Source organism: Pseudonocardia sp. P1 (assembly GCF_000178675.2).
Taxonomy (GTDB): domain Bacteria; phylum Actinomycetota; class Actinomycetes; order Mycobacteriales; family Pseudonocardiaceae; genus Pseudonocardia.
The window spans coordinates 2,362,774-2,388,441 of the sequence record NZ_ADUJ02000001.1 but is presented as its reverse complement, the minus strand read 5'-3'; the positions used below and the strand labels follow the sequence as shown (position 1 = coordinate 2,388,441).

The window sequence follows — 25,668 nt, the reverse complement described above, 5'->3', positions numbered from 1 at the left end:
CGTCAGGAACCGCCGAGCAGCTCCGCGGTGGCCAGCAGCCGCCGCTCCGACCCGGGCCGTCCGACCAGCTGCACGCAGGCCGGCCCGCCCGCGGTGGGCACCGGCGCGACCAGCGACGGCAGTCCGGCGAGGTTCCACGCGGCCAGCCCGGTCGTCCCGGCCCCGGTGGGGCCCGAGGTCACGGGCAGCAGCCCGGCCTCGGCGCCGGCGTCGTCGAGCCAGCCGACCAGCCGCTGCCGCCAGGACGCGGGGGTGGCCGGGCGGAGCCCGCCGAGCCGCCGCACCCGGCGCCCGCGGCGCAGCGCGCTGCGCGCCGTGCGGGGGAGCCCGGCCGGATCGAGATCGAGGTCCTCCACCCGGCGGGCCAGCCCGGCGTGCCTGCGGCGCGCGCCGTGCACCGGCAGGACCGCGCGGTACGGCGGGTCCGCGGCGAGCAGCCGCACGGCGGTGGTGCCCAGCACCCGGATCGCGGCGTGCACGGCGGCCGCCGCGGCCGGGTCGGCGAGCCGGGTCCGGCCGGTGCGCAGCGAGCAGGCCAGCGAGCCGACCGGTTCCCCGCCGTCCGCCGCGGGGGCGGCCGCCGGAGCGGGAGCCGGGCCGAGGGCCGTGGCGCCGGGGAGACCGCCCGTCACGGCCGGGGCGCGGCGTGCGGGGGCGGCCAGCACGTCCAGCGCCGCCCGGAGATCGGCCGGTCCGGCGGCGACGACGGTCGTCTCGGCCAGTCCCGCCCACCGCCGGTCCGCGCCGGGGGGCAGCGGGAGCACGCGGCGCCCGGGCTTCAGCGCGGCCAGGCCGTGCGCGGCTGCGGCGGCGCGCAGCGCACCGTCGCCGTCCACCCCGATGCCGAGGGGGACGGTGCCCGTCGCGACGGCGGCCGCGGTGGCCCGGCCGCCGGGGGACCCGTCCGGACCGATGCCGAACTCGGCGGTGCGCGCACGGCCCGCGACCAGCGCGCCCGCACCGCGCAGCCGCCGTACCGGTTCGTCGCCGCGCCCGGTCGTCGAGATGCCCTCCTCGACGGCGACGAGCACGCCCGCGAGCGGCAGCGCGAACCGGTCGGTGCGCCGGTCCAGCGCGGCGGCCGCCGCGCGCAGCGACTCGGCGTCGACGGCGAGCAGCCCGGCGGCACCCCCCGCCCGGTCCAGCAGGGCACACGCGTACTCGGCCGCGGTGCGCTCGCCGGCCCGGACCGCACCGGCCGTGGCCGGAACGCCGGTCGGTGCGGTGCCGGGCGCGGGGAGGATGCTCATCGTCGATACTGCGGTTCTGCGGAGGCGGACGGGAATCGAACCCGCCTGGCCGAGGTACTCGGCCACGTCGGTGTTGAAGACCGCGGGGGCCACCAGGCGCCCATACGCCTCCAGGTCTCAGGCCGTGCGGAGTGCCTCCGGCACACCGTCGGCGACGTCGAACAGGGACAGCAGGTTCGTCGCCTCGAGGGCGCGGGTCACCGCGTGCGACCCGCACACCAGGCGCAGCCTGCTGCCGTCGCCCTCCGCCTTCTCCTTGGCCTCGACGAGTGCGGCCAGCCCGGCCGATCCCAGGAAGGTCACCCGGGTCAGGTCGACCACCAGCAGGCTCGCGGCCGGGATCTGCCCGGCCAGGCGTTGCCGCACGACCGGAGCGGTCATCGTGTCGATCTCGCCGTGGACGTGGACGACGACGGCGCCGTCCCCGTGCTCGACCACCTCGAAGCGGACGACCTCGCCGACGTCGGGGTCCTGGTCGTCCCCCACCCCGGTGGGCGTCTCACTGCTCATGTGTCTCGTGCTCCCTCGACAGTCGTCGCCGGTGGCTCGGCTCCCGGAATCCCGGGAGCTTCACCGTGAGTGACGACCGGCCGCCGTTGCTTGACGGGCCGCCCGTGCTGCTCCCGCTCCAGCCTAGTCAGGAGGACGTCCCACCCTACGACCGCGGTCGCGGGTCGCACAAACGTTCCGCGGCACCGGCCCGGCGGTCGCCCCCGGACGGTCGGGGGAGATGCCAGGGTGGCGTCCATGAGCGCAGTGCAGCCCGGGCGGTTCACGGTCCGGATCGGTGTCCGTAGCTACGAGGTGGACGTGAACGGGCACGTCAACCACGCGGTGTACCACCAGTACGCCGAGCACGCCCGGATGGAGCACCTGCGGGCGGCCGGGTTGTCCCAGCCGGCCCTGGACGCCGCCGGGATCACGGTCGTCCTCCTGTCGACGACCGTGCACTTCCGGGCCGAGCTCCGCGTCGGCGAGCAGGTGGAGATCGACTCGGAGATCGGGTTCACCGAGCGGAAGCCGTTCACGATGCGTCACCGGCTGGTGCGCGAGACCGGCGACGGCCGCGAGCTCGCCGCGGAGGCGGAGTGCACGATGGGTGTGCTGGACGTCGCGACCCGGCGGCTCGTGGCCGACCCGTACGGCCGGCTGGTGGCGGCGGCGTCCGCACCGGAGGTGCTGGGGCCGGGCCCGGCCCGGCAGGCCGCGACCGGCGCGTGACGGGCCGCCTGCGGACCGGCGGCGGCCCGCGGGTGTGACGCCCGCGGTCAGGCCGGGACGACCGGGTCGGTGCCGGCGCGCTCGCCGTCCTCCGCCGGCTGCTGCCCGGCCGCCGGGAACGCGCCGGATGCGGTGACGGTCCGGTGCCCCGGCACGACGGCCGGTCCGACGAACCCCATCAGGGGCGGGACCGCACCGCCGGCGCGGCGCACCGCCCGCCGGGACTGCAGGTAGGCCCGCGGCCCGTTGAGCATGCCGCGGGTGCGGGTCTGGTCGGCGTCGGCCGGCATCGCGTCGCCGGCACCGGCCTCGCGGGCGGAGATGTGGCGCAGCCGGGCGACGGCGGCGGGCAGCCGGCGCAGGGCCGCGGAGCGGCCCTGCGGGGACAGTGCGACCTTGGCCAGGAAGCTGCCCAGGCCGACCGCGTAGCCCTCCATCTGCTTGCGCAGGGCCTCCTGGTCGGGGCGGTGGTGGTGCCACAGGTAGGCGCCGGGCAGGTAGCCCAGGACGTGCCCGGCCAGGATCATGCGGACCAGGAACTCACAGTCCTCGCCGCCGTGGGTAGGGGTGCCCGGGCCCATGGCCTCGTCGAAGCCGCCGACCGAGCGGGCGGCGGTGGCGCGCACGGCGAGGTTGGCGCCGATGCCGAGCAGGCCGGGGGCGAACGGGAAGATCGGGGAGTCCGGCGGGGGTGCGGCCAGCGAGAAGCGGCGGGCGGTGAAGCCCTTGTTCCAGGCCAGGGCGGTGTCGGCGGCGCGTTCCTCGGGGCTGCCCAGGCGGGCGGCGAGGACGGGGCCCGACACGCAGGCCAGGTCGGGGTCGGCGGCGAAGGCGCCGGCGATGCGGGAGGCCCAGGCGGGGTCGACCTCGGTGTCGTCGTCGGTGAAGGCGACCAGGTCGGTGCGGGCCTCGGCGAGGCCGCGGTTGCGGCCGACCGAGGCGCCGCGGCGGGGTTCGCGGACGTAGCGGACCCGGGGTGAGCCGGTGGCGGTGACGGCCTGCTGGGTGCGTTCGTCGTCGGGGTCGTTGTCGACGACGACCACCGAGAGGGCGGGGTGGTCGGAGGCGAGCACGGCGCGCAGGCAGCGGGCCAGGGACTCGGGGCGGTTGCGGGTCGCGACGACCACGGTGACCGGGTCGGACCCGACCGGCGCCGGCACGACCGCCTCGGGCGGGCCGAGCGTGATCAGGGCGGCGTTGAGCTCCGCGATGGTGGCGTGCCCGTTCCGCAGCGGCACGGTCACCTGCCCCTGCGGTGTGCCACCGACGGTGACCAGCAGACGGGCGGCGTGGAACCCGGGGCCGACCCGCAGGTCGCGCAGCGGCGCGAGGCGGTCGAGTTCGCCGACCCAGGTCACGGCGTCGGGCGTCGCAGACTTCCCTGACATGTCGGACAGTCTCGTGCACGCGCCCTGAGACCACACTGAGAGCGCCCGTCGGCCGGGATCCGGCTACGCTGCGTGCTCGACGGTGACCGGTTCACCGGTACCGGTGTCAGTGCTTCGTGTCGACGCAGGCCACGATCTCGTGAGCGTCGACGCGAGACCGGATCGGCCGCCCCGGGCGACCGTCCGACGCCGCGACGAGCGCGCTGCTTCGAGCGGGGACACGCTGTGTCGGCTCCGTCGTCGGCGTGTCCGACGGGACGGGTCGACACGAACGGGTGACCACACGTGCAGGCGGTCGGGCCCGGTGTCCCCACCAGCGTCGATCACGGTCGCGCTGACCACGATCGGGTGAGCACCGTGTCCGGTTCGGGGCTGTCCCGGGTGTTCTGCCCGGTTCGACCACCGCCGCCGGGTGGAACCGGGTGCCCCGCCACGCGCGCGGGTAGGTTCGGATCATGAGTGAGTCCCGCCCCACCGCGTCCGTGCTGGTCACCGGCAGCGAGCTGCTGACCGGCCACGTCGCCGACGCCAACGGTCCGTTCGTGGCGCGCTCGCTCGGCGACCTCGGCTTCGCTGTGCGCCGGGTGCTGCTGGTCGGTGACCGCCCCGAGGACCTGCGCACCGCGCTGGAGTTCGTGGCTGGCGACGATCTCGTCGTCACCTCCGGTGGGCTCGGCCCGACCGCCGACGACCTGACCGCGGACGTCGTCGCCGAGTTCGCCGGCGCGCCGATGGAGGTCGACACCGCGCTGCAGGAGCGGATCCACGCGCGGGTCGCGGGCTGGGCGGCGCGCGCGGGCTGGGACGGCCCGGCGCTGGACGCCGCGACCGCCAAGCAGGCGCGGGTGCCGCGCGGGGGCAGTGTGCTGGAGCCGGTCGGGACCGCGCCGGGCCTGGCGGTGTCCCGCGAGGGCGGGCCGCTCGTCGTCGTCCTGCCGGGGCCGCCGCGCGAGCTGACCGGGATGTGGCCCGCGGCGCTCGCCGCGGAGCCGGTCGCGGCGCTGCTCGCCCGGACCCCGCACGCGGAGCCGACCCTGCTCCGGTTCGCCGGGCTGCCGGAGTCCGAGATCGCCGAGACGCTGCGGGTGATCGGCACCGATCTCGACCTGTCCCGGGTCGAGATCACGACCTGCCTGCGCCGCTCCGAGCTCGAGGTGGACCTGCACCCGCTACCCGGCGCGGAGCCGGTCGCCCGGGACCTCGCGGAGCGGATCGTCGACCGGCACCGCCGGAAGCTGATCAGCGACGACGGCAGCACCACCGACGAGCTCGTCGCCGATGCGCTGGCAGGCCGGGGCTGGACGGTCGCGACCGGCGAGTCCTGCACCGGCGGACTGCTGGCCGGGCGGCTGGTCGACCGGTCCGGCTCGTCGGCCTACGTCGCCGGGGGCGTGGTCGCCTACTCCGACGCGGCGAAGACGGCCCTGCTGGACGTGCCGGCGGCGCTGGTCGCCGAGCACGGTGCGGTGTCGCCGGAGGTGGCCCGGGCGCTGGCCGACGGCGCCCGCGCACGGTTCGGGGCCGACGTCGGCGTCGGCATCACCGGTGTCGCCGGGCCCGGGGGCGGGACGGAGGCCAAGCCCGTCGGCTACGTCTGCTTCTGCGTCACGACGGCCGACGGCCAGGTGATCGCCCGCGACCCGCAGCTGCCCGGCGGTCGGGCCGACGTCCGGGAACGGTCGGTCGACCTGGCGATGCACCTGCTGCTGCGCGTGACCGGGGTGACGGGGCCGGACGCGCACCGCTAGGCCCCGCACACACGCGCGCCCCGCCCGGAACGGTCCGGGCGGGGCGTGGGCGCAGGCGGTGTCAGCCCTTCGCGGCGGCGAAGCGCTCGGCGGCGTCCGCCCAGTTGACGACGTTCCACCAGGCCTTGACGTAGTCCGGCTTCACGTTCTTGTACTGCAGGTAGAACGCGTGCTCCCACATGTCGAGCAGCACGATCGGGGTCTGCCCGGCGGGGAGCTGGGACTGCTGGTCGTAGAGCTGGTGGATCAGCAGCTTCTGCCCGAGCTGGTCGAAGCCCAGGATGGCCCAGCCGGAGCCCTGGATGGTGGTGGCGGCGGCGGTGAAGTGCGCCTGGAACGCGTCGAACGACCCGAAGTCGTTGTCGATCGCGGAGGCGAGGTCACCGGTGGGCTTGTCGCCGCCGTCCGGGGAGAGGTTCTTCCAGAAGGCGGAGTGGTTGACGTGCCCGCCGAGGTTGAACGCGAGGGTCTTCTCCAGGCCGACGACGGCGCCGAAGTCGTTCTTCTCCCGGGCCTCGGCGAGCTTGTCGATGGTGCCGTTGAGGCCCTGGACGTAGGTGTTGTGGTGCTTGGAGTGGTGCAGCTCCATGATCTCCGGCGCGATGTGCGGAGCGAGTGCGCCGTAGTCGTACGGCAGATCCGGGAGCGTGTACTCGGCCATCGGTTGTCTCCGACCTCCTCGGTCACGGAAAAGCGTGGCGGTCGGCCACGCACGAACACGTGCCACTATGTCGCACCACACCCCTACCCGCGACGGCGGACGACTACGCGTCCACGGACCGGAACGGCGGTGTGTCTCACCCCGGGCGTCACCCCAGGAGCTCGCGGAGCTTCCGGACCGTGGCCCAGTTCCGGGCGGTGCCGCCACCGTCGGCGGCGCCGGTCCGCGTGGACAGCCGGGCGGCGAGCCGGCTGCGCCCGATCCCGTCGGGAAGGTGCAGGTAGACCACCCGCCCGACGACGGCGGCGTCGCCCGGGCCGCCCTGCTCCCGTTCGACGGCCAGCGCGGCCTCCAGCCGGGCCGTCCCGGCGTCGTCCGGGGGTGCGGCCAGGAACACCGCGTGCAGCTGCTTCGGCTCGCTCACCTGCGGGAACGGGTTCGCCGCGACGGCGGCGGCGTACTCGTCCCGGCCGAACGCGACGACCGGGCGGTCGAGGCCGAAGTCGTCCTGCAGGATCCCGGCGATCTCGTCGGCGATCGTGCCGGGATCGGGATCGGTGCTGGTCAGGACCACGTTCCCGGACTGGATGTAGGTGGCGACGTCGGTGAACCCGCGCCCGGCGAGCACCCGCCGCAGGTCGGCCATCGGGACCTTCCCGGTCCCGCCGACGTTGATCCCGCGCAGCAGCGCGACGTGGGTGCGCACGCCGCGATCCTGCCGCAGCGCGGGTCAGGTGCGCAGCTCCCGGAAGAAGTCGCGCAGCTCGTCCACGAACACCTCCGGCTGCTCCATCGACGCGAAGTGCCCGCCGACGTCGGGCCGGGAGAACCGGCGCAGGTCGGTGAACCGCCGCTCCAGCCAGTGCCGCGGCAGCTTGGTCATCTCGTGCGGGAACTGGGCGACCCCGGTCGGGACGTCGACCTCCTCCAGCCGCCGGCGGGCGAAGCTCTCCCAGTAGAGCCGGGCCGAGGAGGCGCCCGTCCCGTTGAGCCAGTACTGCATGACGTTGTCCAGCAGCCGGTCCCGGCCGATCACGTTCTCCGGGTGTCCCGCGCAGTCGGTCCAGTCCCAGAACTTCTCGACGATCCAGGTGCACTGGGCGGCGGGGGAGTCGACGAGCCCGTAGCCGATGGTCTGCGGGCGGGTGGTCTGCTCGGCGGAGTAGCCGCTGCCGTAGCGGTCGAACGCCTTGGAGAAGCGGATGTCCTCCTTCTCCTGCTTTGTCAGCACCCGGTCGTCGTCGTCCGGCTTCGGGGCGAGCGCCATCGTGAGGTGGATGCCGTACAGCATCTCCGGCGCCGCGGTGCCGAGCGCGGAGGTGATCATCGAGCCCCAGTCGCCGCCCTGCGCGGCGAACCGGTCGTAGCCGAGCCGGTCCATCAGCTGGGCCCACGCGACGGCGATGCGCTCGACGCCCCAGCCGGTCACCGCCGGCTTCCCGGAGAACCCGAACCCGGGCAGCGTCGGCAGCACGACGTGGAACGCGTCGGCCGGGTCCGGCGGGTCGGTCAGTGCGGTCAGGACGTCGAGGAACTCGACGATCGAGCCGGGCCAGCCGTGGGTGAGCAGCAGCGGCATCGCGCCGGGGTGCCGCGAGCGGGCGTGCAGGACGTGCACCTCGACGGAGTCGTCGCCACCGCCGTCGAGCCCGGTGCGGTACTGCGGCCAGGCGTTGATCTCCGCCTCGACCCGGCGCCAGTCGTAGCGGGTGCGCCAGTACTCGCAGAGCTCGCGGGCGTAGTCCAGCGGCACCCCCTGGTTCCAGCCCTCCACGGTGGCAGGCTCCGGCCAGCGGGTCCGGGCGAGCCGCTCGCGCAGGTCGTCGAGCTCGGCCTCGGGGATCTCGATGCGGAAGTCGCGCACCCCGTCACGGTGGCACGGTCGGCGCCGCCGCGTCCCGGTGGCCGGGGCATCGGAACGATCACGATGCGGCGCCCCCGCGGGCCAGCGCCCGGCTGATCCCGCGGGCCGCCGCCCGGACCGCGGGGACCCAGGTGTGCGGGTTGGTGCCGTCGGCCGGGACGACGATCGACAGCGCCGCGACGACCGGCCCCTCGCCCGCCCGGACCGGCGCCGCCACCGACAGCGACACCGCCTCGATCTGCCGGTCCGAGATCACGAACCCGCTGGTACGGGCCCGGGCCAGCAGGGTGCGCACCCCGTCGGGCTCGCAGACGGTGTGCGCGGTGAACCGGCGCAGCGGGCGGGCCAGCACGGCCTCCGCCGCCTCGGGCACCGCGTGCGCCAGCAGCACCAGCCCCACACCGGTCGCGTGCGAGGGGAGCCGGGAGCCGGAGCGGGTGACGATCGAGACGGCGTCGTGGCGGGAGAGCCGCTCCACGTAGACGACCTCGCCCGGGTCGTCCGGGTCGAGGACGGCGAGCTGGACGTTGTGCCGGGTCACCTCGTGCAGGTCCTCGAGGAACGGCATCGCCGCCTCGCGCAGCCCGTGGCTGGCGGGGGCGAGGTGGCCGATCTCCCAGAGCCGCAGCCCGATCCGGTAGCGGCCGTCACCGCCGCGGTCCAGCGCGCCGCCCGCGGCGAGCTCGCCGACGATCCGGTGCACGGTCGTCAGTGGCAGCCCGGTCCGGGTCGCGATGTCGGTGAGGGCGAGGACCGGTGTCGTCGCGCTGAACGCCCCGAGCACGTCCAGCACCCGCGCGGTGACCCCCGAACGGACCGGCCTCGATCCCATGACCGGGCATTCTTCCGCAGGGCGGAAGTCGTGTCGAATGCGGGAGCGCCGCTGCGGGAACGTCCCCACCATGACGACGCAGCGGCGCGAGCACCGGACCCGGGTCGGCATCGTGGGGGCGGGCCCCGCCGGGCTGGTCCTGGCGGCGCTGCTGGCGCGGGAGGGCATCGACTCGGTGGTGCTGGAGGCCCGCAGCCGCTCCTACGTCGAGGCCCGGGTCCGCGCCGGCGTCCTGGAGGCGCCGACCGTCGAGCTGCTGCGCGGGATGGGCGTCGCCGGGCGGCTCGACCGCGAGGGCATGCCGCACCACGGGATCTCGCTGCGGTTCGCCGAGGCCCCCGGTGAGCCGGCCCGCGACCACCGGATCGACTTCGCCGACCTCGTCGGGACCGGGATCACCGTGTACGGCCAGCAGGAGGTCGTGAAGGACCTGCTCGCCGACCGGGTCGACGACGCGGGCCTGCCGGTCGAGTTCGACGTCTCCGGGGTGGCGGTGCACGACGTGGACACCGCGTCGCCGTCGATCACCTGGACCGGCGCGGACGGCGCCGAGAACCTGCTGCGCTGCGACGTCGTCGCCGGCTGCGACGGGTTCCACGGCATCACCCGGGAGATCGTCGGGGACGGCGGGGGGCTCACCGTCGCCGAGCGCGTGTACCCGTTCGGCTGGCTGGGCGTGCTGGCGAAGGCCGCGCCCACCACCGACGAGCTCGTCTACGCCCACCACGACAACGGCTTCGCGCTCTACTCGATGCGCAGTCCCGAGGTCACCCGGCTCTACCTGCAGGTGCCGCCGGAGACCGACCCGGCCGACTGGTCCGACGCCCGCATCTGGGACGAGCTGCACACCCGGCTGGCCTGCGAGGGCTTCACCCTGAACGAGGGCGAGTTCCTGGAGAAGCCGGGCGTCACCGGGATGCGGAGCATGGTCGCCTCCCCGATGCGCCGCGGCCGGCTGTTCCTGGCCGGGGACGCCGCGCACATCGTCCCGCCGACCGGCGCCAAGGGCATGAACCTGGCGATCGCCGACGTCCGGGTGCTGGCCGAGGCCGTCACGCGGTTCTGCGCGGACGGTGACGAGACCGGCTTCGACGGCTACTCGGCGACCTGCCTGCGCCGGGTCTGGCGGGCCGAGCACTTCTCCTGGTTCATGACCTCGATGCTGCACCGCTTCGACCCCGCCACCGAGGCGGGAGACGCGTTCGGCGTCGGGTTGCAGCGCTCCCAGCTGCGCTACACCGTCACCTCGCGGGCCGCCGCGACCAGCCTGGCCGAGAACTACGTCGGCCTCCCGCACGGCGCCTGCTGACCGCGGCCCGAGCCCGAACCCACCACGAGAGGCCCGCCGATGACGTCGTCCGTCACCCGCCCGGCCGGCTACCGGCCGGCCCCGGAGGGCACCCACGCGCCCCTGCTGTCCCCTGGCTACCGCAGCACCGGGCTGCGCGCCCCGCAGCAGCAGCCGGTGATCCTCCCGCACCGCCTCACCGAGGTCACCGGCCCGCTGCTCACCGGCCCGCTCCGCCCCGGCGACGACGACCTCACCCTCGGCGAGCACGGTGAGGCCCAGGGCCAGCGGATCGTCGTCTTCGGCCGGGTACTCGACTCCGACGGCCGCCCGGTCCCCGACACCCTGGTCGAGGTCTGGCAGGCCAACGCCGCAGGCCGCTACGCCCACCGGTGGGACGACTGGCCCGCGCCGCTGGACCCGAACTTCACCGGCGGCGGCCGGGTGCTGACCGACCCGCTCGGCCACTACTCGTTCACCACGATCAAGCCGGGTGCCTATCCGTGGGGCAACCACCACAACGCCTGGCGCCCCGCACACATCCACTTCTCGCTGTTCGGCCGCGCCTTCACCCAGCGCCTGGTCACCCAGATGTACTTCCCGGACGACCCGCTGTTCGCCCAGGACCCGATCTACAACTCGGTCCCCGAGGGAGCCCGCGGGCGCATGGTGTCCACCTTCGACCTCGACGCCACCCGTCCCGGGTGGGCACTGGCGTTCCGGTTCGACATCGTGCTCCGCGGCCGCGAGCAGACCCCGTTCGAGGAGCCGCACGCATGAGCCGCCACGACCCCACCCCGTCCCAGACCGTCGGGCCCTACCTGTCGCTCGGACTGCCGTGGCCGGACGGCGCGGACGTCGTCCCCGAGGGCACGCCGGGCGCGGTGACCGTCGGCGGCACCGTCCACGACGGCAACGGCGACCCCGTCGTCGACGCCCTGATCGAGACCTGGCAGGCCGACCCGGACGGACGCTTCGACCACCCCGACGACCCCCGCGGCGCGCGGAGGCCCGCGGTGGCCGGGTTCCGCGGGTTCGGCCGCGTCCCCACCGGCGACGACGGCCGCTGGAGCCTGCGCACCGTGCTGCCCGGTGCGCTGCCCGTCCCCGGCGAGGACGGCGTGTCCGAGGCCCCGCACCTCGACGTCTCGGTGTTCGCCCGCGGGCTGCTCGACCGCGTCGTGACCCGGATCTACTTCCCCTGCTTCGCCGAGGCCAACGCCGCGGACCCGCTGCTGGCGGTGGTGCCCGCCGAGCGGCGCGACACCCTGGTCGCGGTCGCCGAGGGCGCCGACCGCTACCGGTTCGACATCCGGCTCCAGGGCGAGGGCGAGACGGTGTTCCTGCGGATCTGAGCGTCCGGACGGGTGGCTGTGTCACACGTCCCGCCGATTCGTCTCGTCCGGGCCGGGTAGTCCCTGCGAAGATCCTCGTGAGGATGTCCGTGGGAGGGCCGGTGGACGCAGCATCCACCCCGGGACCGGGGGAGGGCGGGACGACTCGGGCCGGTGCGCCCGGCGGTGCCCGGATCCGCGCGGCCGCCCGCCGGCTCGGCGCCCGCCACCCGCTCGCCGTCCAGCTGGCCCGCTACGCGGTGATCGGCGGCGGCGCGACCGCGCTGAACGCGGCACTGTTCCTGCTCGTCCGGCCGTGGCTGGACGCGGTCCCGGCCAACCTCGTCGCGCTCGTCCTGACCACCGCGGTGTCCACCGAGGCGAACCGGCGCTTCGCCTTCGGCGGCGCCCGCGCGCACCGGCTCCGCGAGTGGGTGCAGGACGTCGGCACGGTCGCCTTCTACGCGACCTACACCTCCACCGTGCTGATCGGTCTGGAGTGGATCCTCGTCCGCCCGACGCCCGCCGAGGAGGCCACCGCGGTGGCGCTGGCGAGCGTCGCGGGCGGGCTGCTGCGGTTCGCGGTGCTGCGGTTCTGGGTGTTCGACGTCCACGGGGGACGCGCCGGTGACCCGATCCACCACCCGGAAGGAGCCGAGGAGTGTTCGGCGATTTCACCACCTTCGACCTGACCGTCGGCCCGGACCGCGTACCCGTCCACGGGGTGCGCGGCGGCGAGGGCCCGCCCGTCCTGCTGCTGCACGGCTTCCCGCAGACCCACGCGATGTGGGCGCCGGTCGCCGAGGAACTGGCCCGCGACCACACCGTCGTCTGCACCGACCTGCGCGGGTACGGGGAGTCCGGCCGCCCGGAGTCCGGTGCGGACCACCTCGGCTACTCGTTCCGCGCGATGGCGGGCGACCAGGTCGCGGTGATGGCCGAGCTCGGGTTCGACGAGTTCGCCGTCGCCGGGCACGACCGCGGCGCGCGGGTCACGCACCGGATGCTGCTCGACCACCCGGCCGCGGTCACCCGCGCCGCGCTGCTCGACATCCTGCCGACCGCGTACGTCTACGGGCACGTGGACCGCGCGCTGGCGACGGCGTACTACCACTGGTTCCTGTTCATCCAGCCCGCCGACGTCCCGGAGCGCCTCATCGCCGGGGACCCGATCGCCTACCTGCACTCGCTGCTGGGCGGCTGGGGCTCCGGGCTGGACGCGCACCCCCCGGAGGCGCTGGCGTCCTACGAGCGCGCGTTCGCCGATCCCGCGGCGCGGCACGCGATGCTGGAGGACTACCGGGCCGGCGCGTCGATCGACCTGGAGCACGACGCCGCGTCGGTCGCGATCGGGCAGCGGATCGGCGCCCCCGCGCTCGTCCTCTGGGGCGGTGCCGGGGTCGTCGGCGCGAACGCCGAGAGCCCGCTCGACGTGTGGCGCCGCGAGGCGGTCGAGCCGGGTCTCGTCACCGGGCGGGGGCTCGCCGGTGCCGGGCACTTCCTCGTCGACGAGCGGCCCGCCGACGTCCTGGCCGAGCTCAGGACGTTCCTCACGTCCTGAGCCGCCCGGCGTTCCGGACAATCCTGGAACACTCGGACCCATGCGACGTACAACCCTGTCCCGGGCGGCGCTCGGCGTCCTCGCCGCGCTCGCCCTCGTGTTCACGACCGCCGGTGCCTGTGGTGGCGGTGACGCCGCGCCCGCCCCCGGCCAGCAGCAGGAGCAGCAGCAGGGCGACGACGACGGCGACGACCAGGACGACCAGGACGACGACCAGGGCGGCGGTCAGGGCGGCGGTCAGGAGGACGAGCAGGACGACTGAGCACCGGCCCCCGCCCGGCCACGGACACGACGAGGGCCCGGCACCCCGCTCACGGCGGGTGCCGGGCCCTCGTCGTCGTACCGGTCCTTCTCAGCCCTTGACGGCGTGCACGACGCCCCAGGTGAGCTTGCCGGCGTTGCCGCCGTCCACCCAGTGCTGCAGGCCCGCCTTCATGTTCGCGATGTAGGTGCCGGAGATGGCCGCGGCGAGCTCCTGCTCGCGGGCGACCAGCTCCTCACGGACCCGCCGGTAGTGCGTCGGCAGCTGCGCGGCGTGGTCGTGGAACGTCACGGACGTGAAGCCGCGCGTCTCGAGCCCCTCGGTGTAGAAGCCGGGGGTCGCCATCGTCGCCAGCTGGATGCGGTCCAGGATCGGCTGGATCGAGGACTGGTCGAGCCCGTCGACGGCCATCGGGTCGGTGAACACGACCTGCCCGCCGGGCTTCAGCACCCGGGCGACCTCGCCGAGCACGGTCTCCCGGTCGCCGGAGTGCAGGAACGCGTCCTGCGACCAGACGACGTCGACCGAGGCGTCCTCGACGGGCACGTCCTCGAACGTCCCGGTCGCCACCGTCACGAGTCCGTCGAGCCCCTGCTCCTTCGTGAGCCGGGCGTTGCGCTCGTTCTCGACGGGGGACAGGTTCAGGCAGTGCACGTGCGCGCCGAGATTGCGCGCGAGCTGGCGGGCAGCGCCGCCGTAGCCGGAGCCCAGGTCGAGGACCCGGGTGCCGGACGTGATGCCCGCGATCTCGCCCATCCGCGCGACGGTCCGCCGGCTCGCGGCGGCGATCTCCTCGTCCGGGGTCTCGTAGAGGCCGACGTGGATGTCCTCGCCGCCCCAGACCCGGGAGTAGAAGTTGTCGGCGTCCTCGGAGTCGTAGTAGCTCCGTGCGGTGGTCTCCGCGGCCTGTGCCTGCGTCACGCCGGGACCTCCCCGTCGAGGGCCTCTTCCAGGTACGCCTTCTCCGCGATGTGGACGAAGAAGTCCGGCTCGTCGTCGGAGTAGGTCGACTGGAAGTCGCCGTAGGTCTCGATCTTCTGGAACCCGACCTCGTGCATGAGGCGGCGCGTGTAGTCCTTGCGCAGCGGGAACATGTTCAGGTGGTACTCGGAGCCGTCCGAGAACTGGTACCGGAACCGGGCCAGGCCGTCGTCGACGTGCTCCGGCTCCGCCACGACGCCGTCGCCGCAGTAGTAGTACTGGTGCTTCGACGAGAACCCGTTGTCCAGGATCGAGTCGTAGTTGCGCTGGTCCAGGATCAGGACGCCGTCGTGCTTGAGCATCGCGTAGAACTCGGCGAGCGCCTTGCGGCGGTCCTTCTCGGAGAACAGGTGCGTGAACGAGTTCCCGAGGCAGATGATCGCGTCGTACTCGCCGTGCACGTCACGGTTGAGCCAGCGCCAGTCGGCCTGCACGACGCGCAGGATGTGCCCGCCGTACTTCATGCCGTTGTCGAACGCCTTCGCGAGCATCTCGGCGCTGCCGTCGGCGGAGACGGTGTCGAAGCCCTCCTCGAGCAGCCGGACCGAGTGGAACCCGGTGCCGGTGGCGACGTCGAGCACGCTCTTCACGCCACGCTTGCGGAGCTGCTCGACGAAGAACTTCCCCTCGCTCTCGTAGCGGGCACGCCAGTCGATCAGCTCGTCCCACTTGTCGACGAACGTCTGCACGTACTCGTGCTTGTAGTGGGTGGACTCCCGGACCTCGGTCGGTTCGTCACCGAACTCCTGGACAGTCCTTCCGAGCTCGGGCAGCTCGCTCTCGGTGCGGTGGTCGGCCGTCATGTACCGCGTCTCCTCGACAAGGTTCGGGTGCAGCGGGTCGAGTCGACGTTAGATCGGGAGCCGCCGGTCCGTCCGGGTCCGGCGCGGGGGGCTTTATCGCTCGCCGAGGTTGTGTTATACGCAACTCGCGCCCGATCAGGCGTGGGTTTCCTCACATTACGAGCATGTTTCCGGGCCTCGTGGTGGGGTGCGGAACCCGCGCTCCCACCAGTGTCGTTCGCCGGTCGTCGATCGCGGGGACGCGCCCGGGGTGCGCCCGGAGTCCGCGGTGAGGTCGCGCACCGCGAGCGGAGGGCCCGTGGAGCCTGCGCGCGCCCGGAGAGATGGTGTGATACCGCTCACGCCATGGATTCGAGGTTCACTCGTTCGCGCCAGCGGCGCCACTCCACAGGACGTCGAGCGCACGCCGACGCTCGTCCCTGCCCAGGCCACGCAGGTCCGCGGTGCCCCGTTCGGTGACGACGACGTCGACGTCGTGTGACGGAGTGCTGACCGGCCCGCCGAGCCGCTCGACGAGCGTCGGCCCACCCCGGTGCGACGACGGCAGCGCGATCACCGAGAGCCCCGGCCCGCGTGCCGCCGCGGCCGCGAAGTCCGGGTGGCCGCCGATCATCCCGGCGGCCGACCCGGCGACGCCCTCGACGTTGACCTGCCCGTGGACGTCGATCTCCAGCGCGGTGTTGAGCGCGACCAGCGGGCCCGGGTCCGTGCTCAGCCGCGACAGGTCGTGGGTGTACTCGATCGGCCGGACGACACCGGACCGGCCGGGCCCGCCCGCCCAGGAGTACAGCCGCTCGCTGCCGCAGAGCGCGGTCGACGACGGGGTCCCGAGCAGCAGCCCCCGCTCGTCGAGATCGACGACCGCGTCGGCGAGCAGGCCCGAGTCGACGTGCACCGGGACGTCCAGGGCGGCGACCAGCGCCCCGGCCAGGCGACCGGGCCCGAACTGGATCCGGGCGCCCGCCGGGACGAGTGCGGCGACCTGCTCGGCGATCGCCCGGTCGGCGTCGGTCGGCGGGGGAGCCGTCACGACGTGCGGGAGCCCGGCCGGCCCGTCGACGCGGCCGACGACGGTGACGTCCGGCAACGGCGGCCCGGCCTCGGCGTGCGGCGCGGTCCCGGAGACGACCGCGGCGACGGGCACACCGTCGTCGGCGAGCCCGCGCATCCACGACGACTCGGCGCCGAACCGGTAGCCGTCGGCGTCGGCGACGACGGTGGCCAGCAGCAGGTCCGGCCGCAGCGGCCCGGCCAGCAGCGCCGGGACCGCGGAGAGCCGCGCCGGCACCCGCTGCGCGGCGCCCGAGTCGAGCAGCGCGCGGGCGCCCGGACCGCCGACGACCGTGCGGATGTCGACGAAGGCGGCCGGATCGAGGTCCGGTGCCGGGCCGGGGATCCAGCCGAGCACCAGGCGGACGCCGTCGCCGTCGTCGCGGCGGCGGGCGGCGACCCGGCTCAGCGGGCCGGCGAGGGCGTAGGGCAGGCCGCACGCGTCGGCGACCGCGACCCGGGCGCCGGGGCGCACCAGCTCGTCGAGCGCCCGTTCCGTCTCGTCGGTCATGCCGCCATCCGATCATGTCCGTGACCTGCACGGCAGTGTGTCCGCCACTACCGTCACCGACCATGGCGACCGAGCAGGACAGCGGAGAGTTCGTACGCGGGCCCCTCGGGGTCGCGGAGCGCATCACGGCGGACGGGTCGTCGCCGTGGCCGGTCGCGGCGGGCCGGTACCGGCTGGTCGGGGCACGGGCCTGCCCGTGGGCCAACCGGGCGATCATCACCCGGCGGCTCCTCGGCCTGGAGGACGCGATCTCGCTGGGCATCGCGGGCCCGCTGCACGACGAGCGCAGCTGGCGCTTCCACCTCGATCCCGGCGGGGTCGACCCGGTGCTCGGCATCGAGTACCTGCGCGAGGCCTACGAGACGGCGGTCCCCGGCTACGACGGCGGCGTCACCGTCCCGGCGATGGTCGACGTCGGCTCCGGCGCGGTCGCGACCAACTCCTACGCCGACCTCGAGTACGACCTGGCCACCCAGTGGCGGGAGCACCACCGCCCCGGCGCCCCGGACCTGTGGCCCGCCGCCCACCGCGACGAGATCGAGAGCCTGGGCGAGGGGATCTTCCACGACGTCAACAACGGCGTCTACAAGTGCGGGTTCGCCACCTCGCAGCGCGCCTACGAGCGGGCCTACCGCGCGTTGTGGGAGCGCCTCGACGCGCTGTCGGAGCGGCTGTCGACGCGTCGCTTCCTGGTCGGGGACACGATCACCCAGGCCGACGTCCGGCTGTGGGTGACGCTGGTCCGCTTCGACGCCGTCTACCACGGCCACTTCAAGGCGAACCGGCACAAGCTGACCGAGCTGCCGGTGCTGTGGGCCTACGCCCGGGACCTCTACGGGACGCCCGGGTTCGGCGACACGATCGACTTCGAGCAGATCAAGCAGCACTACTACGGCGTGCACACCTCGGTGAACCCGTCCGGGGTCGTGCCGCTCGGCCCCGACCCCTCGGGCTGGCTCACCCCGCACGGCCGCGAGGAGCTGGGCGGGCGCCCGTTCGGTGACGGCACCCCGCCCGGCCCGCCGCCCGCGGGGGAGCGCGTGCCGGCCGTCGGCTGACCACCCGGCCGGGCGACCGTCCGCCGCTCGGTGGCGTCGTCCTGGCGGACCGGACGCCGGCACCCACCGTGTCGCCGCACGGGCGGGCGCCCGGTGCGTCACGATGGTCGGCGATGCGAGGACCAACCATCCGCCGCCGTCGCGGTGTCGGGCTGCTGACCGCGGCCGTCGTGGGCGCGCTGGCGGCGGGCACCGTGGCCGTCACGACGCCGGTGCTGACGGCGAACCGTGGTGACCCCGGGCCCGGTTCCGCGGAGCCGCAGGCCGCTCCGGCGAGCGTCGAGCAGGCCCCCGCCGACACCTGCGTCCCGATGGTCGCGGCACTGTCCACCCGGGACCGGCTCGCGCAGCGGCTCATGGTCGGGGTCGACGCCTCCGACCCGGCCGGCGCCGCGGCGATCGTGAAGGAGTCCCAGGTCGGCGGCGTGTTCCTCGGCGGCAACGAGACCGCACTGCTGCAGGGGAACCGGATGCAGGCCCTGCAGGACGCCTCGCGCACCCCGCTCGCCGTCGCCGTCGACGAGGAGGGCGGCCGTGTCCAGCGGATCGACGACCTCGACGGCGACATCCCCAGCGCGCGGGAGATGGCCGCGTCGAGGACCCCCGAGCAGGTCACGGAGATCGCGCGCGAGCGCGCCGGGCAGCTGAAGGCCCGGGGCGTCACCTGGAACCTCGCGCCGTCGGTGGACACCTCCGACCAGCCGCGCTCGTCGGTGATCGGTGACCGGTCGTTCTCCGACGACCCGGAGACCGCCACCCGTTACGCCCAGGCGTGGGCCGAGGGCCAGCAGGCCGGGGGCGTGTACGGCGTGCTCAAGCACTTCCCCGGGCACGGCCACAGCTCCGGCGACTCGCACAAGGGCTCGGTCACCACCCCGCCCCTGGCGGAGCTGGAGCAGAAGGACCTGAAGCCGTACGCGGCGCTCGTGGGGCCCGGCAAGCCGCTCGACGGCCGGATCGGCGTCATGCTCGGGCACCTGGAGGTCCCCGGGCTCACCGGCGGCAACCCGACCAGCGTCGACCCGGCCGCCTACCGGCTGCTGCGCGAGCAGTACCGGTTCGACGGCGTCGTCATGACCGACGACCTCGGCGCGATGAAGGCGATCACCGACCGGTTCGGGCTGGCCGAGGCGACCACCCGGGCGCTGTCGGCGGGCGCCGACATCGCGCTGTTCTCGAACGTCACACCGGTCGGCCCGCTGCTCGACGCCGCCGAGAAGGGCCTCGCCGAAGGCCGGATCACGCCGGAGGCGAACGACGCCGCCACCGCCCGCGTCCTGGAGTCGAAGGGCCTCTGCTCCCGCTCCTGACACCGCCGCCCCCGCACCCGGTGGGTGCAGGGGCGGCCGGTGGGGGACGGGTCAGGAGGCCATGTCCAGGCCGCCGTTGACGCTGATCACGGACCCGGTCACGTAGCCGGCGCGGTCGTCGACCAGGAACGACACCGCGCGGGCGATCTCGTCGGCCTGCCCGAGCCGCCCGACCGGGATCTTCGCGAGGATCTTCTCCATCGCCTTCTCCGGCACGGCGGCGACCATCTCGGTCTCGATGAAGCCCGGCGCGACGCAGTTGACGGTGATGCCCTTGCGGGCGACCTCCTGCGCGAGGGACTTCGAGAAACCGATCAGGCCCGCCTTGGACGAGGCGTAGTTGGCCTGGCCGATCGACCCGGTCTGGCCGATCACCGACGAGATGTTCACGATCCGGCCGAACTCGTTGCCGGACATGTGCTCCAGCACGGCCTTGCTCATGTAGAACGCGCCGGAGAGGTTGATCCGCAGCACGGCGTGCCAGTCGTCGACGGTCAGCTTGCGGACGGTCTTGTCGACGGTGATCCCGGCGTTGTTGACCAGGTAGTCGACCCGGCCCCGCTGCTCGAGCACCTCCTGCACGACGCGGGAGCAGTCCTCCGGCGCGCCGACGTTGCCCTGGTGCACCGACACCGATGCGCCCTCGGCGCCGAGCTTCTCGCGCAGGTCGTCGGCGGCCTTCGAGTTCGACGAGTAGCCGGCGGCGACGTGCACGCCCTGGCGGGCGAGGGTGGTGGTGATCGCGGCCCCGATGCCGCGCGCCCCGCCGGTCACGATCGCGACGCGCTGCTCCGGGTTGGTGTCGGTGATGGCGGTCATGTCTGTCGTCCTCCAGTGGTGTCGCCGGTGCGGCGGTCGAGAGTGCGCTTCATGCCCCGTGCCACGGCGTCGGCCAGGTAGGGCCGCAGCTGGTCGGGGGTGACGATCCGGTGCACCGAGCCGACGCTCTGCGCCCGCTCGATGGAGTGCTTGGTGTCGAACTCGTCGGCCACCTGGCCGAGCTTCTCCGACCGGACGTCCGGGCGGAGCGCGGCGAGCTCGCCGCGCAGCCGGGCCGCGACGGCCTCGTCGCCGGCCTCCGAGGCCTCGGCGATCCGGCCCTCCAGGACGGTGATCCGCTCGTCGGCGGCGACCCGGTTCTTGACCTCGCCGGCGAAGACGACGGCGGCAGCCGGCGCCCCGCCGAGCACGGAGGCGTAGGAGCCGGTGATCGCGGCGACCTCCATGTTGTCGTTCAGCGTCCCGGAGAAGACGACGAACGCGCCGCCGTGGTACCGCGACACGACGCAGAAGACGATCGGCCCGTCGAAGTTGACGATGGCCCGGCCGATCTCGGCGCCGTTCTCCAGCTGCAGCCCGCGCAGCGACTCCGGCGAGCCGTCGAACCCGGAGAGGTTCGCCAGCACCACCAGCGGCCGGTTGCCGGACGCCGCGTTGATCGCCCGCGCGCACTTGCGCGACGAGCGCGGGAACAGCGTCCCGGCGGTGAACTGCGACGGGCCGTCCACCGGGCGCGGGCCGCGGCGCGGGATCGGCCGCGACTCGATGCCGACCATGGCGATCGGCTGGCCGCCCAGGTGCGCGTCGAGCGCGACGACCGACTCGGCGTCGTGCATGTCGGCCCAGCGCTCGGAGGTGACGTGGTCGGCGTCGGCGACGCCGCGCAGCACCGAGCGGATGTCGAACGGCTTCTTGCGCTCGCCGTTGGTGGCCTCCGCCCAGATCTCCCCGAGCGTGGTGAACTCGCAGTTCGGGCCGGCGTGCGGCGCGGTCGTGACGTCCCGGGAGACCGGGTCGGTGGTCGGCGCGGGCCGCGGGAACCGCTCGCCGGGCAGCGCCCAGGTGTGCGCGTAGTGGCGCAGCAGCACCTGCACCGCGCCGGACAGGTCCGGCGCCCAGTACTGCGCCTGCCCGTTCGGGCCCATGATCCGGTCGTAGCCGCCGATGCCGAAGTTGTCCTCGGCCGAGACCCCGCCGGAGTAGTCGAGCGACTGCTTGCCGGTGAGCACCATGGCCGAGTCCGGCGTCATCACCAGGATGCCCCTGGTGTGCATGAGCATCGTCGCCTCGGCGTTCCAGTAGGGCTGGGCGCCGACGTTGATGCCGGTGACGACGACGTTCATCTCGCCGCCGGCCTGGGTGAACTCGATGATCCCGCGCAGCACCCGGGAGATCCAGTCCATGTTCTCGGTGCCGGAGTCCATCGCGATCTTCGCGCCGGCGGAGACGGCGAACCACTCGACGGGCACGTCGAGCTCGCGGGCGAGGTCGATGGCGGCCAGCACCCGGCGGCACTCGGGCTCGGCGATCGCGCCGAGCGCCCGGGTCGGGTCACCGAGCAGCACGACCCGCTTCATGCCCTCCGGGTAGCGGCGGGTCGGCACCGAGACGACGCCGAGCACCAGGTTGGCCCGGTTGCCGCCGGGCGCCCGGTCGACCGGCAGCGGCCGTGCCGGGTCGTCCGGTTCGACCAGGTCGTACTCCTGCCAGGTGCCCTCGCCGGCGTCGATCGGGGCGGTGAGCAGCGGGACGATCTCGTACGGGTAGACCGCGCCGCGGCGACGGGCCTTGAGGACCTTCTGGTCGTAGTCGTCGAGCTCGCGCATCGGCTCGGTCGGCGGCTCGTCGAGCCGCAGGGTCAGCCCGGCACCGGGGGGCCGGGACATGCGCAGCAGCATCGACTTCGGGCCGCCCTGCCCGCCGGTGACCGACACATCGGCCGTGCGGAACTCGACGAGCACCTGCTCCAGCCCGAGGTGCGCGGTGCGCGGTGCGAGCCGCCGGACCACCTGGTCGAGCTCGGCCAGCGGGACGTCGACCTCCGGCCAGACGTAGAGCGCGATCCGGTTCCACGACAGCCGGGCCAGGTTCCGGTCGTTCGCACGGGCGGACCGCAGCGAGTTGATGCAGGCGTCGAGCGCGCGCTCGAACTGCGGCAGGGACCGGATCCGCCCGGTCTCCTCGTCACGGAGCACGGTCAGCTCGCGGACGTCGGCCATCGCGACCAGCCGGTCGTCGCCCGGGACCTCGCGGCCGACGGCGCGGAACAGGTGGACGTCGGTGGCGGCCGGCACACGGGTCAGCTCGAAGTTGCGGAAGCGCCACAGCCGCAGCCGGTCGGCGACCAGCGGGTGCATGCCGCGCAGCGTCCGGTCCTCGACGAGCTCGCCGGTCTCGTCGGGGCGGAAGGTGAACCAGGTCGGCGCCTCGGCCTCGGCCTCCGCGGTGTGCTCGGCACGCGGGTTCGGGCGGACGGCGACGGCGACCCGGTGCAGGATGGCGGGCACCCGGCCGAGCGCTGCCCGGACCCGCTCGGCGCGGGCGTCGGGGTCGCCGCCGTCGTCGGCCTTGGTGGAGGTGACGTAGAGGTCGACGAGCGCGGTGCGGTCGCCGTCGAGCTCGCCGACGCGGCGGCGCAGCTCCTCGGCGACCGCCACGGCGGCGGCCGGGTCGTTGTTGTCGATGACCGAGGCGAACAGCGTCCGGTCGTTGCCGAGGTGCTGGTAGCGCGCCGTCAGCAGCGGCTTGCCGGCGTGCTCGGTGAGCTCCAGGTCGCGCAGCGGCCGCACCCGGTAGTAGCGCCGGGTCATGACCTCCAGCAGGACGGCGTCGTGCCGCTCCCCGAAGACGCCGAGGATCGACTCCGACGACGCGACCAGCGCGTCGATCCGGCGGGCCCGGTCCGGCGTCGCCGGGTCGGTGGCCAGCACGTCCAGGCTCTCCCGGAGCTCGGCGAGCGCGTGCGAGCGCTCGGCCGCCACGACCGGCGCGTCGAACGCGCGGTAGCGGACCAGCCGTGCGGTGTCGCCGACGACGGGGTGCCGCAGCTGGGTGGCGACGACGAGCTCGTCGAGGGTCCGCAGGTAGTCCTCCCGGGCCGCGGACGACAGCCCGGCGAGCGAGCGGGGGTGCTCGAGGCGCCAGTTGAGCAGGTGCAGCACGACCGGCACCTGCTGCGGGGCGCGGCGGTGTGCCAGGAACATCCGGTACAGCGCCGGGCCGAGGTCCGGGGCGGACGAGATGTCGGAGACGCCGTAGTGCGCGAGCGCGGTGCGCAGCTTGGCCTGGAACGACTCGGGCAGGCCCTCGTCGTCGGCGTCGCGGCTGCGCAGGTACGCGTAGAGGTACTCCTGCGGGTTGCGCTCGGTCTCGCCGGTGACGTCGTCGGTCTCGGAGCGGTTCCGGGACAGCGCGCACAGGTCACCGAAGATCCTCAGGACGGCGACCTCGCCGGCGAGGACGGCCGGGTCGTCGTCGGCGAGGCGCGCGCGGGCCCCGGCGAGGCGGCGCATCTGCGGCCGGGCCTGGCTCTCGTCGACGTCGAAGCCGAGCACCTGGTAGCGCAGCGCGGACAGCGCGTCGGCGGCCGTGGCGGCGGGCTCGTCGTCGGTGCCGGCCGCGGTGAAGGCGGCGAAGTCGGCGCGGTCGGCGGTGGGGGCCGCGACCGTCTCGGTGTCGGCCGAGGGTTCCAGCCGGACGAGCTTGGTGCCGCCGTCGACCTGGGTGTTGGCCGGGACGAGCAGCTCGGCGACGGTGCCGTCGAACGGCGCCCGCAGCGAGGTCTCCAGCTTCATCGACTCGACGATGGCGACGGTGTCGCCCTCGGAGACGACGTCGCCGGGGGCGACCGGCAGCGCGACGACCATCGCCGGGGCGGGTGCGCGCACGATGCCGGCCTCGCCGCCGGAGATGCGGTGCACGGCGCCGTCGACCTCGACCAGGTAGTCGGACTCCTGGGCGACCGACAGCACGGTCCAGCTCTGCTCACCGACGGTGATCCGGCGCTCGTAGGCGCCGTTGCGCTCGACGTCGACGTCGACCGAGGTGCCGTCGAGCTCGACGCGGTAGCGGCCGGCCCGGGTGCGGGCGACCCGCAGCTTGTACGACTGCCCGGCCACCGTCACGTCGGTCTGGTGCCAGGTCTCGTAGCCGACCTCGGGGCGGCCGGCCTCGGCGGAGCGGAACAGCCGGTCCTGCTGGCGGGCGACGTGGCCGTCGTGCGACTGGATCGCGGTGGCCAGCAGGGCGACGTCGATGCGGCGCGGCGGGGCGTAGCCCTGCGCCATCATCCCGTCGAGCCAGGTGGTCTGCACGTCGCCGGCGCGCAGCTCGTCGCGGTCGAGCAGGTCCAGCAGGAACGCCTTGTTCGTGGAGCCGCCGTCGATCACCGCGGCGGTCTGGCGCAGCGCGCGGGAGAGCCGGGCGCGGGCCTCGTCGCGGTCGCGGCCCCACGCGATCACCTTGGCGATCATGGAGTCGAACTGCGGCGGGATGACGTCGCCCGCGGCGACACCGGTGTCCACCCGGATGCCGGGGCCGCTGGGCAGGGCGAGGTGCTCGATCCGGCCGGGGGCGGGCGCGAACTCGCGCTCCGGGTCCTCGGCGGTCAGCCGGGCCTCGATCGCCCAGCCGGATCCCGCCGGCACCGAGGTCGCGACCTCGGCCAGCGCACCGCCCGCGGCGACGTGCAGCTGCAGCTTCACGATGTCGACGCCGGTGCACGCCTCGGTGACGGGGTGCTCCACCTGCAGCCGGGTGTTGACCTCGAGGAAGGAGAGCAGCTTCTCCTCGGGCTGGTAGAGGAACTCCACGGTGCCGGCGTTGACGTAGCCGGCGGCGCGGGCCAGGTCGGCCGCGGAGTCGCGCAGCAGACGCTCCTGCTCGGCGTCCAGCGCGGTCGACGCCGACTCCTCGATCACCTTCTGGTTCCGGCGCTGCACCGAGCAGTCCCGGACCCCCAGGGTCCACACGTCCCCCGTCGCGTCCGCGACGACCTGGACCTCGACGTGCCGCCCGCCGGCGACCGCGCGCTCCAGGAACACCGTCGCGTCGCCCGCCGTCCGCGACGCCTCGGACGCCGCCCGCTCGAAGGCCTCGTCCAGGTGCTCCGGGCCCGCCACGAACCGGATGCCGCGGCCGCCGCCGCCCGCGGTCGCCTTCACCATCAGCGGGTAGCCCACGGTCTCGGCGGCCTTGCGGGCCGCGTCGAGATCGGCGACCGGGCCGCCGGACCACGGGGCCATCGGCACGCCGACCGACTCGGCCAGCTGCTTGGAGGCGATCTTGTCGCCGAGCCGGCGCATCACCTCGGCCGACGGGCCCACGAAGGTGATCCCGAGCCGTGCGCAGAGCTCGGCGAAGTCGGCCTTCTCGGAGACGAAGCCCCAGCCCGGCCAGACCGCCTCGGCCCGCGACACCCGCAGCGCCCGCTCGAGCTCGGCGAAGTCGAGGTAAGGGCTCGCACCCATGTGGTCCGGGTCGTCCGGTCCGATCAGGACGGCCTCGTCGGCCTCCCGGACGTACATCGCACGACGGTCGACGGCGGTGTGGAGCGCGATGGTGCGCAGCCGGCGGTCGGGTCCGTTCTCTGCGTTCCACTCACGGACGGCGTTGATCAACCGCATGGCGGGTTCGCCGCGGTTGACGATGGCGATGCGCGAGAACACGGGTTTCACTGCTCCTGGTGGCTGCGGCGGCGTTCGGTGACACGGGCGGTGCCCCCGGGCCGGTGACGGGACGAGGTTCGCTCGCCCTGTCCTACCGGTG

At 74.4% G+C, this 25,668-nt stretch carries 22 protein-coding genes and 1 tRNA gene; 10 read left to right on the top strand and 13 right to left on the bottom strand.

Annotation, left to right across the window (positions count from 1 at the left end; all coding sequences use genetic code 11):
• Positions 1–2 precede the first annotated feature (2 nt).
• The 3 genes from PP1_RS10495 to PP1_RS10485 all read right to left on the bottom strand — a co-directional run bounded on the left by PP1_RS10495 (position 3) and on the right by PP1_RS10485 (position 1,760).
• A complete protein-coding gene (locus PP1_RS10495) occupies positions 3–1,250 on the bottom strand; it encodes an amidase family protein (RefSeq protein ID WP_060573628.1) in 1,248 nt (415 codons plus the stop codon).
• Positions 1,251–1,267: 17 nt separating this feature from the next.
• Positions 1,268–1,362 (bottom strand) — tRNA-Sec (locus tag PP1_RS10490).
• Positions 1,363–1,367: 5 nt separating this feature from the next.
• Positions 1,368–1,760 (bottom strand): STAS domain-containing protein, encoded by a 393-nt coding sequence (locus tag PP1_RS10485; protein ID WP_139317007.1) that lies wholly within the window; start codon positions 1,758–1,760, stop codon positions 1,368–1,370.
• A 237-nt stretch (positions 1,761–1,997) separates the two neighbouring features.
• Between PP1_RS10485 and PP1_RS10480 the strand changes: the two genes are divergently transcribed.
• Positions 1,998–2,471: an acyl-CoA thioesterase gene (locus PP1_RS10480; protein ID WP_075314013.1), complete on the top strand. Its 474-nt coding sequence runs from the start codon at positions 1,998–2,000 to the stop codon at positions 2,469–2,471.
• Between the two features lie 47 nt (positions 2,472–2,518).
• Here PP1_RS10480 and PP1_RS10475 read toward each other — a convergent pair whose 3' ends face one another.
• Complete coding sequence (locus tag PP1_RS10475) at positions 2,519–3,859, bottom strand: glycosyltransferase family 2 protein (protein ID WP_083697043.1); 1,341 nt, start codon at positions 3,857–3,859, stop codon at positions 2,519–2,521.
• 455 nt (positions 3,860–4,314) lie between these two features.
• Here PP1_RS10475 and PP1_RS10470 point away from each other — a divergent pair, with 455 nt between their 5' ends.
• The gene (locus tag PP1_RS10470) at positions 4,315–5,607 is read left to right on the top strand and encodes a competence/damage-inducible protein A (RefSeq protein ID WP_060573619.1); all 1,293 of its coding nucleotides are present in this window, start codon (positions 4,315–4,317) and stop codon (positions 5,605–5,607) included.
• Positions 5,608–5,668: 61 nt separating this feature from the next.
• On the opposite strand, the gene PP1_RS10465 is transcribed toward PP1_RS10470, so the two are convergent.
• The 4 genes from PP1_RS10465 to PP1_RS10450 form a co-directional block, all read right to left on the bottom strand.
• Positions 5,669–6,268: a superoxide dismutase gene (locus tag PP1_RS10465; RefSeq protein WP_060573617.1), complete on the bottom strand. Its 600-nt coding sequence runs from the start codon at positions 6,266–6,268 to the stop codon at positions 5,669–5,671.
• A 148-nt stretch (positions 6,269–6,416) separates the two neighbouring features.
• Complete coding sequence (locus PP1_RS10460) at positions 6,417–6,974, bottom strand: DUF1697 domain-containing protein (RefSeq protein ID WP_010242764.1); 558 nt, start codon at positions 6,972–6,974, stop codon at positions 6,417–6,419.
• A 24-nt stretch (positions 6,975–6,998) separates the two neighbouring features.
• Positions 6,999–8,132, bottom strand: a complete 1,134-nt coding sequence (locus tag PP1_RS10455; protein ID WP_010242761.1) for an epoxide hydrolase family protein — start codon at positions 8,130–8,132, stop codon at positions 6,999–7,001.
• A gap of 58 nt (positions 8,133–8,190) precedes the next feature.
• Positions 8,191–8,964: an IclR family transcriptional regulator gene (locus PP1_RS10450; protein WP_010242759.1), complete on the bottom strand. Its 774-nt coding sequence runs from the start codon at positions 8,962–8,964 to the stop codon at positions 8,191–8,193.
• A 70-nt stretch (positions 8,965–9,034) separates the two neighbouring features.
• Here PP1_RS10450 and PP1_RS10445 point away from each other — a divergent pair, with 70 nt between their 5' ends.
• The 6 genes from PP1_RS10445 to PP1_RS10420 all read left to right on the top strand — a co-directional run bounded on the left by PP1_RS10445 (position 9,035) and on the right by PP1_RS10420 (position 13,409).
• Complete coding sequence (locus PP1_RS10445) at positions 9,035–10,273, top strand: 4-hydroxybenzoate 3-monooxygenase (RefSeq protein WP_010242757.1); 1,239 nt, start codon at positions 9,035–9,037, stop codon at positions 10,271–10,273.
• A gap of 39 nt (positions 10,274–10,312) precedes the next feature.
• Positions 10,313–11,032: a protocatechuate 3,4-dioxygenase subunit beta gene (gene pcaH / locus PP1_RS10440; protein WP_010242755.1), complete on the top strand. Its 720-nt coding sequence runs from the start codon at positions 10,313–10,315 to the stop codon at positions 11,030–11,032.
• Positions 11,029–11,607 (top strand): protocatechuate 3,4-dioxygenase subunit alpha, encoded by a 579-nt coding sequence (pcaG, locus tag PP1_RS10435; protein WP_075314015.1) that lies wholly within the window; start codon positions 11,029–11,031, stop codon positions 11,605–11,607. Before pcaH ends, pcaG begins: the two co-directional genes overlap by 4 nt.
• A 101-nt stretch (positions 11,608–11,708) precedes the next feature.
• Positions 11,709–12,278: a GtrA family protein gene (locus PP1_RS10430; RefSeq protein ID WP_010242751.1), complete on the top strand. Its 570-nt coding sequence runs from the start codon at positions 11,709–11,711 to the stop codon at positions 12,276–12,278.
• On the top strand, positions 12,248–13,147 hold the full coding sequence (locus PP1_RS10425; RefSeq protein WP_010242749.1) for an alpha/beta fold hydrolase: 900 nt from the start codon (positions 12,248–12,250) through the stop codon (positions 13,145–13,147). Before PP1_RS10430 ends, PP1_RS10425 begins: the two co-directional genes overlap by 31 nt.
• 40 nt (positions 13,148–13,187) lie before the next feature.
• Positions 13,188–13,409, top strand: a complete 222-nt coding sequence (locus PP1_RS10420) for a hypothetical protein (RefSeq protein WP_010242747.1) — start codon at positions 13,188–13,190, stop codon at positions 13,407–13,409.
• A 90-nt stretch (positions 13,410–13,499) separates the two neighbouring features.
• Here PP1_RS10420 and PP1_RS10415 read toward each other — a convergent pair whose 3' ends face one another.
• The 3 genes from PP1_RS10415 to PP1_RS10405 all read right to left on the bottom strand — a co-directional run bounded on the left by PP1_RS10415 (position 13,500) and on the right by PP1_RS10405 (position 16,754).
• Positions 13,500–14,330 carry a methyltransferase domain-containing protein gene (locus tag PP1_RS10415; RefSeq protein WP_010242745.1) on the bottom strand — a complete coding sequence of 277 codons (831 nt, stop codon included), beginning with the start codon at positions 14,328–14,330 and terminating at the stop codon, positions 13,500–13,502.
• On the bottom strand, positions 14,327–15,193 hold the full coding sequence (locus tag PP1_RS10410; protein WP_010242743.1) for a glycine/sarcosine N-methyltransferase: 867 nt from the start codon (positions 15,191–15,193) through the stop codon (positions 14,327–14,329). The genes PP1_RS10415 and PP1_RS10410 overlap by 4 nt, the downstream gene beginning before the upstream one ends.
• Positions 15,194–15,551: 358 nt before the next feature.
• Entirely contained in the window at positions 15,552–16,754 is a 1,203-nt protein-coding gene (locus tag PP1_RS10405) for an acetyl-CoA hydrolase/transferase C-terminal domain-containing protein (RefSeq protein WP_075314016.1), read from the bottom strand.
• A gap of 62 nt (positions 16,755–16,816) precedes the next feature.
• On the opposite strand from PP1_RS10405, the gene PP1_RS10400 reads away from it, so the two are divergent.
• The gene (locus PP1_RS10400) at positions 16,817–17,812 is read left to right on the top strand and encodes a glutathione S-transferase family protein (protein WP_010242739.1); all 996 of its coding nucleotides are present in this window, start codon (positions 16,817–16,819) and stop codon (positions 17,810–17,812) included.
• A gap of 113 nt (positions 17,813–17,925) precedes the next feature.
• A complete protein-coding gene (locus tag PP1_RS10395) occupies positions 17,926–19,122 on the top strand; it encodes a glycoside hydrolase family 3 N-terminal domain-containing protein (RefSeq protein ID WP_010242737.1) in 1,197 nt (398 codons plus the stop codon).
• Positions 19,123–19,173: 51 nt separating this feature from the next.
• Here PP1_RS10395 and PP1_RS10390 read toward each other — a convergent pair whose 3' ends face one another.
• Positions 19,174–19,941, bottom strand: coding sequence for a beta-ketoacyl-ACP reductase (locus PP1_RS10390; RefSeq protein ID WP_010242735.1), 768 nt, complete (start codon positions 19,939–19,941; stop codon positions 19,174–19,176).
• Positions 19,938–25,568: an ATP-binding protein gene (locus PP1_RS10385; protein WP_010242733.1), complete on the bottom strand. Its 5,631-nt coding sequence runs from the start codon at positions 25,566–25,568 to the stop codon at positions 19,938–19,940. The genes PP1_RS10390 and PP1_RS10385 overlap by 4 nt, the downstream gene beginning before the upstream one ends.
• Positions 25,569–25,668 lie beyond the last annotated feature (100 nt).